The sequence below is a fragment of the Rhodococcus sp. ACT016 genome, from assembly GCF_050477185.1.
GTDB lineage: Bacteria > Actinomycetota > Actinomycetes > Mycobacteriales > Mycobacteriaceae > Prescottella.
This window is the reverse complement of the sequence record NZ_JBEAET010000001.1, coordinates 4,978,508-4,994,282: the sequence shown is the minus strand read 5'-3', so window position 1 is coordinate 4,994,282 and position 15,775 is coordinate 4,978,508. Positions and strand designations below refer to the sequence as shown.

The window sequence follows — 15,775 nt, the reverse complement described above, 5'->3', positions numbered from 1 at the left end:
TTTCGGGTGAGAACCTGTGGAGGGGCGCGATGCGGTCGCGGTCGTCAGTCGACGGTGGTGGCGATCCGGGCGCGGGTCGACGCCACCGAGGCGGTTTCCTCGAGCGAGCGCCCGGCGGTTTCCGGGGCCCACGCGTAGCAGACCGCGAAGCCGACCAGGGTGAGCAGCGCACCGAAGCCCATCGTGGCGCCGATGCCGAAGTGGTCGATGCTGATCGGCAGCAGGTAGGTGCCGGTGGCGGCACCGATGCGGCTGATGCCGACGGCGACGCCGACCGCGGTGGCGCGGATCTCGGTCGGGAACAACTCGTTCGGGTAGATCCACTCGAGGATGCTCGGGCCGCCGGAGGCGAAGGCGTAGGCGCAGAACGCGACCACGACCATCCACACCGGGCCGTCCGGGACGAGCCACAGCAGCAGCAGGGGCAGGGCCATCACCGCGAACGGGATGATCGACATCTTGCGTCGGCCGATCGTCTCGACCCAGCGCAGCGCCGGGATCGAACCGACCGCGAACAGCAGGATGATGACGGTCTCGACGACCAGCCCGGCGGACCCGGCGTCGGAGATCGCGAAGCCGGCCAGGATCACCGGCAGGAACGTGAGCATCGCGTACTGCGGGGTGATCTGGGCGAAGTACAGGGTGCCGCACATGACGGTCCGCTTGAGGTAGCCGCCGCGGACGATGGCCTTGAACGACGCGCCCATAGACGGGGAATCGGTCACGGCCGCAGCCTCTTCGGTCAGGTCGAGCTTCTTGCCGTAGACACTGAGGATGACTTCCTCGGCCTCCTTCGCGCGGCCCTTGTTCAGCAGCCAACGTGGCGACTCGGGGATGCCGCGGCGGGCGAGGACGACGATCACGCCGAGGACGGCGGCGGTGCCCAGCAGCCAGCGCCAATGCTCGTGGCCGCCGGCGACACCGACGAACACGGCGCCGACGATGTACGCGAAACCGGCACCCACCGACCAGCTCAGGCCGGTGAGACCGATCATGAAGCCGCGCTTCTTGGTCGGGGTGAACTCGGTGAGCAGCGACGTCGCGATCGGATAGTCGGCGCCGATGGCCAGGCCGATGATGAACCTGAGCGCGATCAGCTGCCACGCCTCCTGCACGAAGACGCACAGTGCGCACGAGACGACCAGCACGGTCAGGTCCAGGGCGTACATCTTCTCGCGGCCGATGCGGTCGGTGAGGGCGCCGAAGAGGGTCGCGCCGAAGAAGATGCCGATCAGCGAGGCGGCGCCGATGAGGCCGACCTCGGCGCTCGACGGCGTCAGGTCGGCCTTGATGCCGACCAGTGCCACGCCGATGATGCTGAGCACGAAGCCGTCCAGGAACGGACCGCCGCAGCAGGCGACCAACAATTTCCGGTGGAAGCGCGACGTGGGCGCCTCGTCCATGACGTCAAAAGTTTTCATTGGGAGTGTCCTCGAAGTGTCGCAGCCGCGGCCAGGAGGTGGACGAACGCGGAACTGGTTGCTCGAAACACTAGGAGAACCTCAGGCGGGTGTGAACTGTACGACAGGACGTAACTCGAATTCGATCCTATCCATCAGTACGAAGGTGTCGATCTGCTGATGCGGCCCGCCGGGCCGTCGTGGTCAGTGGTGCCGGTGGTGTGGAAGTTGGGTCGCGACCCATGTACTCGAGTACAGGGATGTGCGGAAACTGCAGACATCAGTACGAGTGTCTACTGCGGGTTCCTGTGGAACAGTCGAGGCGCCAGATCAAAGCAGTACGCCCCAGAGAGGTCCCCCATGTCGACCGCGATCGAGTTTCCGTCGTTGTTCAGCCCCCTCGAAATCGGTGGGATGACGCTGAAGAACCGGATCTTCTCGTCCGGGCACGACACCGTGATGGTGCACGACGGCGAGGTTACCGACCAGCTGGTCGCGTACCACCGGGCGCGAGCCGAGGGAGGCGCCGGCATGATCGTCATGCAGGTAGCCGGCATCCACGAGACCGCGCGCTACACCTCGCACGTCCTGATGATCACCGACGACAGCTGCATCCCCGGCTACCGCCGTGTCGCCGAGGCGGTGCACGAGCACGGCTGCAAGCTCGTTTCTCAGATCTTCCATCCGGGCCGCGAGATCATGGAATCCGAGGACGGCGCGCTGCCCGTCGCGCTCGCCCCCTCCGCCGTGCCGAACGAACGCTTCCACGTCATGCCGCAGGCCGTGAGCGTCGAGCTGCTGCAGGAGATCATCACCGGGTATGCCGAGGGCGCCGTCCGGCTGCAGCGGGCCGGCCTCGACGGCGTCGAGATCGTCGCGAGCCACGGCTACCTGCCTGCGCAGTTCCTCAATCCGAATCTCAATGTGCGCGAGGATCAGTACGGCGGGAGCCTCGAGAACCGCATGCGCATGCTGCGCGAGACGGCGCAGGTGGTTCGCGAGGCCGTCGGACCGGATTTCGTGGTGGGCGTGCGCCTTTCGGCCGACGAGAACACCTATGACGCCACCGACGAGAGTGACACGATTGCGCTCTGCAGGGCACTCGACACTGACGGCTTCGTCGACTACCTCAACGTCACCGAGGGCACGTCGGCCAGCACCGGAGGTTCGACCCACATCGTCCCGCCCATGCACTACGAGGCGATGTACACCGCGCCATCGGCCGCCAGGATCAAGAAGGAAATCTCGGTGCCCGTGCTGGTCGCCGGACGCATCAACCAGCCGCACGAGGCCGAGATCGTCCTCGCGTCCGGTCAGGCGGATGCGTGCGCGATGACCCGCGCGCTGATCTGCGATCCCGAGTTGCCGGCCAAGGCGAACACGCAGCGCACCGAGCAGATCCGCGCCTGCATCGCCTGCAACCAGGCGTGCATCGGTCACTTCCACATGGGCTACCCGATCTCGTGCATCCAGCGTCCCGAGACCGGACGCGAGATCCAGTTCGGGCGCACCGTTCCCGCGGCCGAGTCGAAGAATGTGATGATCGTCGGCGGCGGGCCGGCCGGTATGAAGGCGGCCGCGATCGCCGCGCAGCGCGGACACCGCGTCACGATCTACGAGGCGGCCGGCCGCGTCGGCGGCCAGGTGCTGCTGGCCGAGCGGCTGCCGCACCGCGCCGAATTCGGTGGCGCCGTCACGAATTTGTTGTCGGAGATCGAACACTACGGGGTGGAGGTCCGCACCCGCGTACAGGTCGACGCGGCACTGGTGCGGGAGGTGAACCCGGACGTCGTGATCGTCGCGACCGGTGCCACGCCGTACCGTCCGCCGCTCGAGCTGGACGACGCGCTGCCGGTGTTCGAGTCGTGGGATGTCATCAAGTCGAATGGCGCCGATCTGCCCAAGGGGCGGATCGTGGTCGCCGACTGGCGGTGTGACTGGATCGGTCTCGGTGTCGCCGAGATGATCGCCCGCAGCGGCGGCCGCAAGGTGACGCTCGCGGTCGACGGCTACGCGCCCGGCGAGACCATCCAGCAGTACACCCGCAACGTGATGCTCGGTGCCGTGTACGAGGCCGGCGTCGACATCATGACGAACGTGCGGCTGTACGGCGCCGACGACGACACCGTCTACCTGCAGAACACTCTGACCTCGCAGCCGGTGATCGCCGAAGATGTTGCGGCACTGGTGCTGTGCCTGGGTCACAGGCAGGAGGACACGCTGTTCCACCAGCTGAAGGCCGAGCTGAAGGACACCGCAGTCGAGCTGTACGCGATCGGCGACTGCCAGGCTCCGCGCACCGTCGAGGAGGCCACGCTCGAGGGTCTGCGGGTGGCTAGCAGGATCTGATCCCGAAACCTTTCCTTAACAACAGCTTTCCCGATCGACAGGCTGTCCCGATCGACAGGCTGTCCCGATCGACACGCTGTCCTGATCAACGAAGAACGTCGCGGTGGGTGACCTGGACCGACTCGTAACATTCCCTCCGCGCACCCCGCTGTAGCCGGCACCCTCCTGGGTGTCGGCTACAGCGCTGTTCAGGCCGCGCGTGGTCCGGCGCGGTTATGCGATGCGATGGGTTTCCGGCGTGGGTCTACCGATGTGGGTGGGGTGAACCACGGTTGTCGGTCGGTGCCGATCTGCACCTCCCAGTGCGAGTGGTGGAGCAGCCGGTGGTGGTACCGGCAGAGCAGGACGAGGTTGTCGAGGTCGGTGGGGCCGCCGTCGGCCCAATGTTTCACGTGGTGGCCTTCGCAGTGGGCGGGCGGGGCGTCGCAGCCGGGGAAGGCGCAGCCGTGGTCGCGGGCGATGAGGGCGCGGCGTTGTTTCTTGGAGACGGTGCGGGTGGTGCGGCCCAGGTTCAGTGGGATGCCGTCGTCCATGACGATGGGGGTGAGGTGGCAGTCGCAGGCGAGGCGGCGGGCGACGCCGATGGTCAGCGGCCCCATGTGGGGGAGGTGGGCAATATCGTTGTTGCCGAACAGATCTGCTTGCCCGTCTTCGCCGACCTTGTGGTGGTCGGTTTCCGTGTGGGCGAGGTCGCGCGCGTTGACGTGGAGGAAGAGGTGGGGTCGTTCGCCGCCTTCGACGGGTGCGGCGCAGGAGTCGAGGTAGTGGCGGAGGATCTCGGTGAAGGCGTCGGCGCGGCGCCGCGCGGGTGTGCGGGTGTCGGCGGGGCCGTCGATGGGTGTGCGGGGCTTGGTGAGCGACGAGAGTGCGGTGAGGAGCATTTCGCCGGCGACGGCGTCGAAGTCGCCTTTGACCGCGATGCGTCCGTTCAGGGTCTTGGAGGCGTGGAATTCGTTGCGGTCGGTGTCTTCGCCGGCGGGTAGGTCGTCGGATTCGAAGATCCGCTCGAGTCGGGAGATGCAGGTGCGGATGGTCATGGTGGTGGCTGTGGGCTCGGTGGCGGTGTCCACTAACAGTTTTCGGCAGGAGCCGAGGGCCTCGTCGGGCATGCCGCGGGGCGGTGTTTCGCAGAACTTGGTGATGAGTGCGGCGTGGTCGGCGGAGATCCGTCCGGCGTTGAAGGCGTCGGCGATCTCGGGTTGGTGGCGCAGCGCTGTCCCCAGTGCGAGGATCCGTGCGGCGGCCGGCACCTCCAGCAGGGTGTTCGATGCCAGCCAGAGTTTGACGCTGCGGAATCCGAGGGTGTCGAACGAGACTGCGCGCTCACTGATTTCGGCGACCGCTGCGACGCGGAGGGCTTCGAGGCGTTCGATCTCGCGGGAGATGTCCAGAGTGGCTGCGAGGAGGTCGGATTCGGGGAGGGTGCGCGCGTCATCGCGGCGCAGTGTGGTAGCTGCGATGCCCGTTTGGTTGAGTCCCCCCGGATTCATGACACCAATCCAGTTCGAACTGATGTTCGAGTCAATCGTGCTCTCGTGCGTCAGGCGGTGAGGGCCGCGACGGCGGTGTAGCCCAGCAGCGCCGCGCCGAGCCCGGCGATGACACTGACGACGATGTTGAGCGCGGCGTAGAGGTAGTCGCCTTCCTCTGTGAGTCGGACATTCTCGTAGCTGAAGGTGCTGAATGTGGTGAGGGTTCCGCAGAATCCAGTACCGGCGAACGCCATCCACGCCGTCGACGGTGCCGCTGCAGTCACGCAACCGAGCACCAGACAGCCTGTGATGTTGATCAGCAATGTGCCCCAAGGGAACACGCTGTCGTGACGCGACTGCACGGCCCGGTCGGTGAGGTAACGCAGTGGTGCACCGATCACCGCGCCCGCGACGACCAGCGCCGCGCTCATGCCTCCACCTCCTGAAGACGCCCGACCCGGCACGCCGCCCGGGTCAGGCGAACAGCGGCCAGAGTGGCCAGCAGGGCGCCCAGCAGTGTGCCGGCCAGGTAGGCGAACCCTACCGCGACCGTGCCCGGGGCCAGCAGTTCGCGGACGCCGTCGGCGTAGGTGGAGAAGGTGGTGAAGCCGCCGAGAATCCCGACACCGAGGAACGGCCGCACCAGCGGATGCGTAGTCCAGACCTCGGTGACGGCGACCACGAGGACGCCGATGAGGAAGCTTCCGACCACGTTGATCATGAATACCGCCCACGGAAACTGCCCAGGCGGCGTGGGCCACGCCTGGATGAACCCGTACCGCGCCAGCGCGCCGATCGCGCCACCGACACAGATCACGGCCAGCACCGCTCCGTGCGTGCGGGACAGCTCGCGGCGCTGCTCGGGTTCGTGCAGGTCGATGTCGGGATCGATCGGTTCGGCACGAAATGCCGGAATTAAGTGGCGGGTCATCGGTGTCTCCTACTCCAGGCAGCACAACATCACTGGGGTAGGGACTGTTGGTGGTCACCCACGGTTACCCGGACGGCTTGTCCGGAACGGCGAGCCCCACCGCCGCATTCGATTCAGGCTAACCGATCCATCGGCGGCACAGGAACCGGTGGTGGCCGGTGTCACCGCGCCCGCACCAGCCGGAATCCCCACTGTGGTGACCGAGTTCGACCATGCGCATGCGCCGGCGAGGAGGAGTGCCGAGTTGGGCGGGATGTGGAAAGGGGAAACGACTTCTTTTCCACATCCAACATATAGCCGACTGGGGGGCTTGCGGCAAGGCCCCGGTCATGCCGCAGAATCGCTGACCTGAGTTGGAACCCGTGGCGCCGGAATCGCGAAGCCCGGGGAAAGTGAGGGGCAAGTGTCAGCTCGACGATACGAAGACGAACTGCAGGCCGAGAAGGATTACGTGGACGGTCTTTACGAGCGACTCGACGCCGAGCGCGCGCGAGTGAAGGCCCGGCACAGCGCGGCGTTGCTGGGCAACGGCGGGACACTCGTGGATCGTGAGGTCGAGGTGCGGACGCTGGCGCGGGAGATGCAGCGGTTGGATGTGGCCGACCACGGGCTGTGCTTCGGTCGGTTGGACGCGGTCTCGGGCGAGCGCTCGTACATCGGGCGGATCGGCATATTCGACGAGGAAAATGAGTTCCACCCACTCCTCCTCGACTGGCGGGCGCCCGCCGCGCGTCCGTTCTACGTGGCCACCGCTGCCAGCCCGGAGAACATGCGTCGACGTCGGCAGTTCCACAGTCGTGGCCGCCAGGTGGTCGAGTTCACCGACGAGGTCCTGGGCCGCCCCGGTGGGGACGACCCGGACACTCGGAGCGATTCGGCCCTGCTGGCCGCCGTCAACGCGCCGCGCGGTGACGGCATGCGGGACATCGTGGCGACCATCCAGGCGGAGCAGGACGCGATCATCCGGCTCGACCATTCGGGCGTCTTGGTGATCGAGGGCGGGCCCGGTACCGGGAAGACCGTCGTCGCACTGCACCGCGTCGCGTACCTGCTCTACACGCAGCGCGAGCAGATGGAACGTCACGGGGTGCTCGTGGTCGGGCCCAATGCAGCGTTTCTGAAGCACATCGACCGCGTTCTCCCGTCGCTCGGCGAGACGAACGTCGTGTTCACGACCACCGGCGATCTGCTGCCCGGCCTGCACGTCACGGCGGAGGACGCCCCGGATGCGGCGCGGCTGAAGGGTTCGCTGCAGATGCTCGACGTGCTCGCCGCGGCCGTCGCCGATCGGCAGGGACTGCCCGAGAAACCGTTCCCGATCGAATTGTCCGGTGTCGCATTGCAGATCGACGCCGAGGCGGCCGAATGGGCACGGGAGGAGGCGCGTGCGAGCCGACGCCCACACAACGAGGCCCGCTCGGTGTTCCGCGAGATCGTCACGTACGTGCTCACGGAACGGGCGATCGGCCGGATCGGTAAGGGCTGGTTGTCGCGTTCGGATCGCACGGCGTGGGAGCAGATGCGGACCGAGCTGGTCGAAGAGCTCGCACAGGATGCGAACTTCACCGCGGTGCTCGACGCGCTGTGGCCGATCCTGACTCCGGAAACTCTTCTGGCGCAGCTGTACACATCGCCCGAACGGTTGGCGGCCGCCGGCGCCGATGAGGCTTTGCTGCGTACCGACGGTGACGCCTGGACGGTGTCGGACGTGCCGCTGCTCGACGAACTGATCGACCTGTTGGGCCCCGACAAGCGCCCGGACCCGACCGTCGAGCTCGAACGGAAGGCGCGGACCGAGTATGCCGAGAATGTGCTGAACAGCCTCGTCAGCCGCGCGGATCACATGGAGGACGACGAGCTCCGTCTGTTCGCGACCGACGTGTTGGATGCCGAGGGCCTCGCCGAGCGCTTCGTCGAGCGCGATACGCGTGATCTCGCCGAACGTGCCGCCGCAGACCGGGACTGGACCTACCGGCACATCGTGGTCGACGAGGCCCAGGAACTGTCGGCGATGGACTGGCGGGTGCTGATGCGGCGCTGCCCGAGCAAGTCGTTCACCGTGGTCGGTGATCTCGCGCAGCGACGGTCGGCGGCGGGTGCGATGTCGTGGGGCGCGATGCTCGAACCGTACGTGCCGGGTCGCTGGGAGTACCGGCCGCTGTCGGTGAACTACCGCACGCCCGCCGAGATCATGACCGTCGCGGCCGCACTGCTCGCGGAGTTCGCACCCGACGTCCGGGCTCCCGAATCCGTCCGGGCGTGCGGTGTCCAGCCCTGGTCCCGGCTGGTCGACGACGTCGAACTGCCGTCCGCGATCGAGGAATTCGTCCGTGGTGAAGCCGGCCGCGAGGGCACGAGCGTCGTGATCGGACCGCCGGGTGTGGCGGGCACGGTGCCGGCGTCGGCCACCAAGGGCCTGGAGTACGACGCCGTCCTCATCGTCGACCCCGAGCGGATCCTCGCCGACGGTCCCCGCGGCGCGGCCGAGCTCTACGTTGCGCTCACCCGAGCCACGCAGCGTCTCGGTGTGCTGCATCGGGGACCGCTGCCGTCGTCGCTGTCCGGACTCGCCGAGACCGCGCACCGCGCCTGATCGCGGAGCGTCACCGCCGACGCGCGACCATGTGCACTTCGGGGAATCGGTGGTCCGCGTCCGGTCGGCTGATCGTCCGCCACACCTCGTCGAAGCCCGCCTCGGCCAGGGCTTCGGCGAGGCGGTCGGGGTGCCAGCGCCACGCCGGCGCCACGGCATGATCGAACTCGGCGACGTCACCGGCGACGTCGGTGCTCTGACCGGCGACCAGCACCGGAGCGCCCGGGACGAGGCGGCCGGCCCAGTGCTGCAGCGCTGCAGACACTTCGACCGGAGGGAGATGGATCAGGCTGAACCTCGCCACGACGGCGCGGACCGGCACGTCGGCCAGTTCCGGACCGTCGAGGTGGGCGTCACCGTGGACGAACCTGATGAGCGGGTAGTTGCGCCGGGCGATCCCGAGCATCTCGACACTCGGGTCGATGCCGAGGACATCGAGGCCTCTCTCGGACAGGTCGGCTGCGACATGCCCGGTTCCGCATCCGACGTCCAACACGACCCCCGTGCAATCGCTCTCGATCACGAGGTCCGCGAATGCCGCGACGGCGTGGCGTTCGAGTGGGGTCAGGTACGGGCCGGGAAACGTCTCGGCGTAGAGATTCGCGAGGGCGTCGTAGCCGGGCTGATCCATGCCGCGAAGTATCCCAGATCGGTGTGTGTTGCACGTAGAGTCCACGCGGGGGAAAGTCCATCGGGTAGGGGGAGTCGTGTCGACGGTGAAATTGGTGATCGTAGGGGTGGCGAGCGTGCTCGCACTCGCCGGTTGCAGTGGTGATTCGTCGTTACCGCAGACGGATTCGACGTCCGGTGCGCCGGCCACCTCCACACCGGCCGATCGCACGGGCCGGATGCAGATCGGCCCGACGCCCCCGTCGCCGCGCACGCTCGCGCCGGTCACCGAGCTGCCTCCCCCGGACGAGGTTGAGCCCCGGGTCGCCGTCGACGATGTGCGTATCGAGGTCGATGCCGACACCGGCGCCGAGCGGGTCACCTTTCTGCTCACCGGTACGGGACTTCCCTTCTGGAGGGCGGGCTACGTCGCCGAGGCCGTTCCGTACGGCGGTGGTCCGACGATCCTCCTCTCCGGGCAGTCGATCCTGCAGGTCGACATCATGGGCACCGCACAGCCGGCAGGGAATCTCTACTCGGCAGCCGCGCCGATGGCGGGACCCGACGACTCTCGACTGACCCAGCTCTTCCTGGTGCCCGACAGCCGAGAGGTAGGGGGAATCACGCAGGCCTTCATCGGTCTTCGCGGCGGGCCGGCACCGTTCGAGGTCGTCACGGTCGAGGATCCGGCCCAGCTGGTCCTGGAGTTTCGGCGCGAGTGAAGCGAATATCGTTGCTTACTAGGTAATTTCGCGAACTCGGCGGGCAACGGTGACCCGGATGCAGAGAAGCCACTGCTGGCGGCCGCGGAGCGGATCCACGAATTCGAGGGCGGCCGCGATCCGGACGAGGCCGAGAGGGCCGTCTATTCGGTTCCGCCCCGACTGATCCGCAACGCTATCAGCGCCATCCAGAACGTCGAGATGTCCGCGGAACTCTTGGTACTGCGCCCGGTGATCGTCTCGATCCGCTTGAGCCGGTATGCCAGTGTCTGCCGATGGATCATGAGTTTCTCGGCGGTCGCGGACCAACTGCGGTCGAGGGTCAGGAAAGCGTCGAGGGTCTCGACGAGCTGGGACTGGTTGGCGGCGTCGTGGTCCATCAGGTCGCCCAGCACCGCGCGTGCCGCGAAGGTCGCCTCGCTGAGGGTGCGGGGCAGGAACAGCGGGGACGCCGTCGAGTACTCGGCGACCGCGCTGCCGTCGGCGCGTGCCGCCTGCAGTGCCCAGCGTGCCTGCCGGACGCTGTCGGGCAGGCGCTGGATGGTGGACGTGGGCGCCGAGATCCCGAGGTGCGGAATGCGTCCGGTGAGCAGTTCGACGGCCTCGCTCATGTTGCCGGCGTCGGCCATCACGTAGCCCTCCTCCCCGACGGCGGACGAGAGATTCGGGAAGGCGCTGTCGCCGAGATTGATCCGGGCCGCCCGTAGGTGCTGGGCGTCGAAGGCGATCACGATCCATTCGCGGTCGGCCAGCCCGCTCTGCTCGAGGCGGGGCTGTGCGGCGTCGGAGCCGAGGGAGCCGTCGACGATCTGCTGGAACAGCAGTGCGCCGGCGGCGTCGTCGCGTTCGCGTTCGCGGGTGGCGCGTTCGACCTCGATGCCGATCAGGCTCTGCGCGTGCAGCAGGCCGAACGCGTCCATGTCGATGTCGGAGGCGCCGTCGACGACGAGCATGCACTTGCGGTGCGTCGACAGCGCGAACGCGGTCGCGACCAACTCGTCGCCCACCGTGATCGCCTGCCGCGCGGGCAGACGGTCGAGCTTGCCGCCGACCCGCTGGCACAGCGCGCGGACGGTGTCGGTGGGCACGTGACCCTGCCGACCGAGCACCTCGGTGCCGAACTCGACGTCGATGACGTGCAGTCGGTGGCCCAGTTCGGCGGAGAGCCGGTCGAGCAGCGACGAGTCGGCGAGAGTCGCGGACCGCGCGACCTCGTAGAGCCGGCTCAAACGGGCGATGCGGGTGATCTGTTCGCTCTGCGTCGCGACGCCGACAGTGCGCCCGATCGCCGAGAACGGGGTGGAGTGCGAGACGGTCAGGACCGGCAGGTCGAGCGTGTTCGCGGTGTCGAGCATCGCGTCGGTGAGCGGCGGGGCCTTGAGGTCGTCGCCGATCGCCATGCCGGCGATCCCCGCCTTGTGGAGTTGGCGGACCATCTCGACCTGACCGGCCTCGTCGGAGGGGATGCACATGCCGGTGGTCATGAGCAGTTCGTCGGTGGCCACCCAGTTCCACGGATCGTCGAGCTCGCAGGAGTGCGCCCACACGACCGGTCGGTCCAAGCCGCCGCTGCCGGCGATCGTCTGACAACCCAACTGGCGCATGGCGACGAGATCGCCGACGGTCAACTCGGACACTGTGCTTCCTACCGACGTTCGTGAGTGAGGACTGCACTATACGGCAGTACGTCGATCTCGGGTAAGTCCGTACGGCAGTACGTGCGCATGTCGGGGTCGGGTGTGACACCCTCGAGGTTGGCAGCGAATCGTCGTTTCCCGTTGCGGTAGTGGCGATTTCGAGAGTCGTCCCGATCGCTGCCGAATATCGAAGGGAGAGTCGATGTCGAACGAAACCAAGGTGATCGAGGTCCGCGAGGCGCCGTTCACGTGGGCGAAGACCGCTGAGTACAGCCAGGTCGTCAAGGTCGGCGATTTCGTCTACACCGCGGGCATCGGCGGTTTCGACGACGACGGCAACCTGGTGGAGGGCGGCTTCGTCGAGCAGGCCCGTCAGACGTTCCGCAACATCGAACTCGCGCTGCGCTCGCACGGTGTCGGCCTCGAGTCGATCGTGAAGATGTCGGTGCACGTCCCGAACATCGAGCATTACGAACTGTTCAAGCAGGTGCGCCCTGAGTTTCTGCGGTCCCCGTGGCCCGCGTCGATCGCGATCTCCTCGGGCTTGCTCGTCGAGGGCATGCTCATCGAGATGGACGCGATCGCCGTCGTCGACGGAAAGCGTGTCGTCGTCGACTGACGCCCCTGATCTGCGCTGCCCGAGGTGAAGCCACCCGATCACCGTCTCGTTTCCGGCTACATTCGAGGGCATGAGCGCACAACCCGACGCCCGTCGTCGCCGCTTCGCCGTCTGGATCGCTGCTGTGGTCGCGGTGTTGGTGGTGGCGGCGGGTGCCGTGTTGTTGTGGGTGCCGGCGCGGTATCTCCCGTGGGACACGGCGTCGTTCCCTGACGTGGACCACACGGCACTCACGCCGACCCAGGCCAAGGTGGTCGACCTGCTCGAGGCCGAGCACGGCGAGCAACGGCCGGGCACCTTCTACTCCGAGGGCGCGAAGGAACCGTGGTGCGCCAACTTCGTCAGCTGGATCATGAACGAGGCCGGTGAGCCGTTCGCGAACCCTAACTCCGGATCGTGGCGCATCCCGGGCGTCTACACGCTGCAGGAGTACTACGAATCCCAGGGCCGGTTCGAGCCGTCGGGCAACGGCTACACCCCCAAGGTCGGGGACGTGGTGCTTTACAACAACGAATTCCGGCTCGGTCAGCACACCAACTTCGTGGTCGCAGTCGACGGAGACACCGCCACCACCGTCGGCGGCAACGAACTCGGCAGGATCCGGGTCCACGGCCTCGACTGGCAGTCGGACGGCGCCGTCGTCGGGTTCGGGCGGCTCGATTCCTGACCTCGCGGACGGATGTGTTCGTCAGTCCCGCATGCTCAGTCGGGCGCACAGATCCCTCGGCGCGTCCACGTGCAGGCTCACGCCGGTGACCGTCGCCGGACGAGGCGACCCGACCCGTGCACCGTTCCCGACGTAGACGGGCGCGTCGAAGTCGATGTCGATCACGGTGCCGTCTGGACCGGGCAGGTAGAACCGGTCGTCGTGGATCCCGGCCGTGGTGTGATCGAACCGTCGGGTGGGAACGGCGCGCACGATTCGATTGCGGTCGACGACCAGGATCGTGTCCCGGCCGGATCGCAGCGTCAGCTTCTCGGCCGTGACGAGGTGCGGATGGACGGCGCGGGCCGCGAACCAGCAGGCCCCCGCGACAAGCGAAGCCGCGGTGAGCACGAGCAGCACCACGCGCAGCCACTGCCAGGGCACGAGCAGGTGCAGCGCGACGGCCTCGACGATGCTCGCGACTAGGAAGGCGACCGGCACCGCCAGCGTGCCCGCGGTGTACCCGAACGTCGACACGCCCTCCCCGGCACCGTCGATGCGACCGCGGCACCACAACCACAGCGACCGGATCACGAGGGCACCTCCGTCTGCGGAACGAGATCGAGTCGCTGCATCACCCGGAGGACGACCGCTGCCTGCGCGGGGTCGGGGACCAGCTCGGTCATCGGCATGACGGAGTTGTGGTCGACGTGGACCTCGGACTGCCACTGTTCCAGCAGGCCGGACTCGAGGAAGACGGCTCGCATGGCGTCCGTGATTGCCTCGGAGAGGGTTTCGACCTCGGAGGCGGACCGTTCGGGATCGGATCCGCGAAGCGCGGCGAATCGGCGATAGAGCGTCACCATCCGCTCCCGCGCGTCGGGGTCGGACAGCAGGCGCGTCGCGGATTCGAACAACTCTTCCGGGGCCGCCCCGGAGATCGCAACGAGTTCCCAGGCGTCTCGTTCGCGTTCGAACTCGGACCGCACCGTCGGATCGTCCTCGGCCGCAACAAGGTCGGCGAGCGCCGTCGCGAGATCCGGCGGCAACGGCGACACCGGTCGGCCGCAGCGGTGGGCGTCGAGCATCTGCTGCAGTCGCGCACGCTTCGCGTCGAGAACGCGGCGCTCGGCGTCGATGGTGTCGATCAACGCGGTGAGGTCGGCCTCGAGGTCGTCTGCCGCCGCGGTGTCGGTCGTCGCGGCCACGATCGACGCCACCGAGCCCAGCGGCACGCCGGCCCCGGCGAGCCAGCGCACCCGCATCAACCGCACGAGGTCGGCCATGTCGTACTCGCGATACCCGTTCGCCAGCCGCCGGGGCTCGTCGAGCAGGCCGAGCCGGTGGTAGTGGCGGATCGTGCGCGGTGTGGTGCCGGCCGCCTGGGCCATGTCGCTGATACGCATATCGTCAGCATCAACTATGACGCTGCGTCATGGTCAAGTCCCGACCCGACCGACCTCGATCGCTCACGGGCGCAATCGGCGTACATCTCTCGGAAAGAGCGTCGCGTATCGGACGTTCTCGGCGCCGAGCAGGCGCGACACCCAGCGTTCGAGACCGATCGCGAATCCGCCGTGCGGCGGCATGCCGTGCGACATCGCCTCCAGGTACGACGGGTACGCCGAGGGTTCCTCGCCGCGGGCGCGCAGCGCAGCGACGTAGTCGGCGTGGTTGTGCAATCGCTGGCCACCCGTGACGAGTTCGATTCCGCGGAAGAGAAGGTCGAAGGAGTTGGTCCACCTCGGATCGCCCGGTTCCCCGTGCGTGTAGAACGGCCGCTTGGCGGCCGGATACCCCTCGACGGCGAGAAAGTCGGACCCGAACTGTTCGCGTCCCCACCTGCCCAGCGCGCGTTCGTGCTCGGGTGCGAGGTCGGGCTCGTCGGCCGGGGCGCCCACGATCTCCAGCGCCTTGCGGAAGTGCACTACCGGTATCTCGTCGGGAACGACCGGAAGGGCAGCACCCGCCGCCTCGAGAGCGTCGGACTCTGCGGTCCGGATGTGCGTGGTCATGGCGGCCAGCGTGTCCCGCAGCATCGACAGCACGTTTCGGTGGTTGTCGATGAACCCGAACTCGGCGTCGAGCGAAACGTACTCGGAAAGGTGCCGAGTGGTGTCGTGCGGCTCGGCGCGAAAGACCGGACCGACCTCGTAGACCCGTTCGAAGACACCGACGAGCATCTGCTTGTAGAGCTGGGGCGACTGCGCGAGATATGCAGTGGTGCCGAAGAAGTCGAGGCCGAACACGTTGGCTCCGGACTCGGTCGATTGATCGACGATCTTCGGTGTCGACACCTCGGTGAATCCGGCCGAGTCCAGGAAACTGCGGAATCCCGCCATCGAGGCTGCCGCAATTCTCCACACCGCCCGACGCGTGGGATGGCGCCACGTCAGAGCCGCATGGTCGAGCAGCGTGGGCAGCTTCGCCGAGAGGGTCGGCCGCCAGAGTTCGACTGGCGGCAGCTGAGCCGGAGCGCTCAGTAGTTCGATGGTCGGATCGACGATCTCGACACCGCCTGGAGCCTTCGGGTTCGCCGCCACACCCCCATGGGCGCGCACCACCGTCTCTTCAGTGAGTGTCGAGACATACTCTCGCGCTTCGGGTTTAGTCACCACCAACTGAACGAAGCCGGTCCGGTCGCGAAGAACGACGAACGTGACGGTCGAGAGTTCCCGTCGACGATGTATCCAACCCTCGACGGTTACGTCTGCGGCGACGGTCGGGCTCTGTCCTGCGAGGGTGGCAGCGAGACTGCGTGGCATCTTTTTCACCTCCTGGTTGTGTTCCCCGGGAG

The 15,775-nt window shown here is 67.4% G+C and carries 14 protein-coding genes; 5 read left to right on the top strand and 9 right to left on the bottom strand.

What is annotated here, in order from left to right; translation table 11 throughout:
• Positions 1–44: 44 nt before the first annotated feature.
• Complete coding sequence (locus tag ACQ5DX_RS22895; protein ID WP_430334769.1) at positions 45–1,421, bottom strand: MFS transporter; 1,377 nt, start codon at positions 1,419–1,421, stop codon at positions 45–47.
• A gap of 339 nt (positions 1,422–1,760) precedes the next feature.
• Here ACQ5DX_RS22895 and ACQ5DX_RS22890 point away from each other — a divergent pair, with 339 nt between their 5' ends.
• Entirely contained in the window at positions 1,761–3,749 is a 1,989-nt protein-coding gene (locus tag ACQ5DX_RS22890) for an FAD-dependent oxidoreductase (RefSeq protein ID WP_430334768.1), read from the top strand.
• Positions 3,750–3,937: 188 nt separating this feature from the next.
• Here ACQ5DX_RS22890 and ACQ5DX_RS22885 read toward each other — a convergent pair whose 3' ends face one another.
• Genes ACQ5DX_RS22885 through ACQ5DX_RS22875 form a run of 3 tightly spaced genes read right to left on the bottom strand, consistent with a single transcriptional unit; the run spans position 3,938 to position 6,152 of the window.
• A complete protein-coding gene (locus ACQ5DX_RS22885; protein WP_430334767.1) occupies positions 3,938–5,239 on the bottom strand; it encodes a DUF222 domain-containing protein in 1,302 nt (433 codons plus the stop codon).
• Between the two features lie 50 nt (positions 5,240–5,289).
• Complete coding sequence (gene crcB / locus ACQ5DX_RS22880; RefSeq protein ID WP_430334766.1) at positions 5,290–5,652, bottom strand: fluoride efflux transporter CrcB; 363 nt, start codon at positions 5,650–5,652, stop codon at positions 5,290–5,292.
• On the bottom strand, positions 5,649–6,152 hold the full coding sequence (locus ACQ5DX_RS22875) for a fluoride efflux transporter FluC (RefSeq protein ID WP_430334765.1): 504 nt from the start codon (positions 6,150–6,152) through the stop codon (positions 5,649–5,651). The genes crcB and ACQ5DX_RS22875 overlap by 4 nt, the downstream gene beginning before the upstream one ends.
• Before the next feature lie 403 nt (positions 6,153–6,555).
• Between ACQ5DX_RS22875 and helR the strand changes: the two genes are divergently transcribed.
• On the top strand, positions 6,556–8,745 hold the full coding sequence (gene helR / locus ACQ5DX_RS22870; protein WP_430334764.1) for an RNA polymerase recycling motor ATPase HelR: 2,190 nt from the start codon (positions 6,556–6,558) through the stop codon (positions 8,743–8,745).
• Between the two features lie 10 nt (positions 8,746–8,755).
• Here the strand turns inward: helR and ACQ5DX_RS22865 are convergent, their stop codons facing one another.
• Positions 8,756–9,376, bottom strand: a complete 621-nt coding sequence (locus tag ACQ5DX_RS22865; protein WP_430334763.1) for a class I SAM-dependent methyltransferase — start codon at positions 9,374–9,376, stop codon at positions 8,756–8,758.
• Between the two features lie 85 nt (positions 9,377–9,461).
• Between ACQ5DX_RS22865 and ACQ5DX_RS22860 the strand changes: the two genes are divergently transcribed.
• Positions 9,462–10,076 (top strand): AMIN-like domain-containing (lipo)protein, encoded by a 615-nt coding sequence (locus ACQ5DX_RS22860; RefSeq protein ID WP_430334762.1) that lies wholly within the window; start codon positions 9,462–9,464, stop codon positions 10,074–10,076.
• A gap of 143 nt (positions 10,077–10,219) precedes the next feature.
• Here ACQ5DX_RS22860 and ACQ5DX_RS22855 read toward each other — a convergent pair whose 3' ends face one another.
• A complete protein-coding gene (locus ACQ5DX_RS22855) occupies positions 10,220–11,713 on the bottom strand; it encodes a PucR family transcriptional regulator (RefSeq protein ID WP_430334761.1) in 1,494 nt (497 codons plus the stop codon).
• Between the two features lie 202 nt (positions 11,714–11,915).
• On the opposite strand from ACQ5DX_RS22855, the gene ACQ5DX_RS22850 reads away from it, so the two are divergent.
• Together ACQ5DX_RS22850 and ACQ5DX_RS22845 are read left to right on the top strand one after the other, a co-directional pair.
• On the top strand, positions 11,916–12,332 hold the full coding sequence (locus ACQ5DX_RS22850; RefSeq protein WP_430334760.1) for a RidA family protein: 417 nt from the start codon (positions 11,916–11,918) through the stop codon (positions 12,330–12,332).
• A 70-nt stretch (positions 12,333–12,402) separates the two neighbouring features.
• Positions 12,403–12,999, top strand: coding sequence for a CHAP domain-containing protein (locus tag ACQ5DX_RS22845; protein ID WP_430334759.1), 597 nt, complete (start codon positions 12,403–12,405; stop codon positions 12,997–12,999).
• 21 nt (positions 13,000–13,020) lie between these two features.
• On the opposite strand, the gene ACQ5DX_RS22840 is transcribed toward ACQ5DX_RS22845, so the two are convergent.
• The 3 genes from ACQ5DX_RS22840 to aspS all read right to left on the bottom strand — a co-directional run bounded on the left by ACQ5DX_RS22840 (position 13,021) and on the right by aspS (position 15,743).
• Complete coding sequence (locus ACQ5DX_RS22840) at positions 13,021–13,572, bottom strand: hypothetical protein (RefSeq protein WP_430334758.1); 552 nt, start codon at positions 13,570–13,572, stop codon at positions 13,021–13,023.
• On the bottom strand, positions 13,569–14,384 hold the full coding sequence (locus ACQ5DX_RS22835) for a MerR family transcriptional regulator (RefSeq protein ID WP_430334757.1): 816 nt from the start codon (positions 14,382–14,384) through the stop codon (positions 13,569–13,571). Before ACQ5DX_RS22835 ends, ACQ5DX_RS22840 begins: the two co-directional genes overlap by 4 nt.
• A gap of 63 nt (positions 14,385–14,447) precedes the next feature.
• Positions 14,448–15,743, bottom strand: coding sequence for an aspartate--tRNA(Asn) ligase (gene aspS, locus ACQ5DX_RS22830; protein WP_430334756.1), 1,296 nt, complete (start codon positions 15,741–15,743; stop codon positions 14,448–14,450).
• Positions 15,744–15,775 lie beyond the last annotated feature (32 nt).

What these genes read in the sequence shown, in the direction of transcription:
- ACQ5DX_RS22885 (WP_430334767.1), bottom strand. Translation starts at nt 5,239, where the DNA reads ATGAATCCGGGGGGACTCAACCAAACGGGCATCGCAGCTACCACACTG.
- ACQ5DX_RS22835 (WP_430334757.1), bottom strand. Translation starts at nt 14,384, where the DNA reads ATGCGTATCAGCGACATGGCCCAGGCGGCCGGCACCACACCGCGCACG.
- ACQ5DX_RS22875 (WP_430334765.1), bottom strand. Translation starts at nt 6,152, where the DNA reads ATGACCCGCCACTTAATTCCGGCATTTCGTGCCGAACCGATCGATCCC.
- aspS (WP_430334756.1), bottom strand. Translation starts at nt 15,743, where the DNA reads ATGCCACGCAGTCTCGCTGCCACCCTCGCAGGACAGAGCCCGACCGTC.
- ACQ5DX_RS22890 (WP_430334768.1), top strand. Translation starts at nt 1,761, where the DNA reads ATGTCGACCGCGATCGAGTTTCCGTCGTTGTTCAGCCCCCTCGAAATC.
- ACQ5DX_RS22850 (WP_430334760.1), top strand. Translation starts at nt 11,916, where the DNA reads ATGTCGAACGAAACCAAGGTGATCGAGGTCCGCGAGGCGCCGTTCACG.
- ACQ5DX_RS22845 (WP_430334759.1), top strand. Translation starts at nt 12,403, where the DNA reads ATGAGCGCACAACCCGACGCCCGTCGTCGCCGCTTCGCCGTCTGGATC.
- ACQ5DX_RS22895 (WP_430334769.1), bottom strand. Translation starts at nt 1,421, where the DNA reads ATGAAAACTTTTGACGTCATGGACGAGGCGCCCACGTCGCGCTTCCAC.
- ACQ5DX_RS22865 (WP_430334763.1), bottom strand. Translation starts at nt 9,376, where the DNA reads ATGGATCAGCCCGGCTACGACGCCCTCGCGAATCTCTACGCCGAGACG.
- crcB (WP_430334766.1), bottom strand. Translation starts at nt 5,652, where the DNA reads ATGAGCGCGGCGCTGGTCGTCGCGGGCGCGGTGATCGGTGCACCACTG.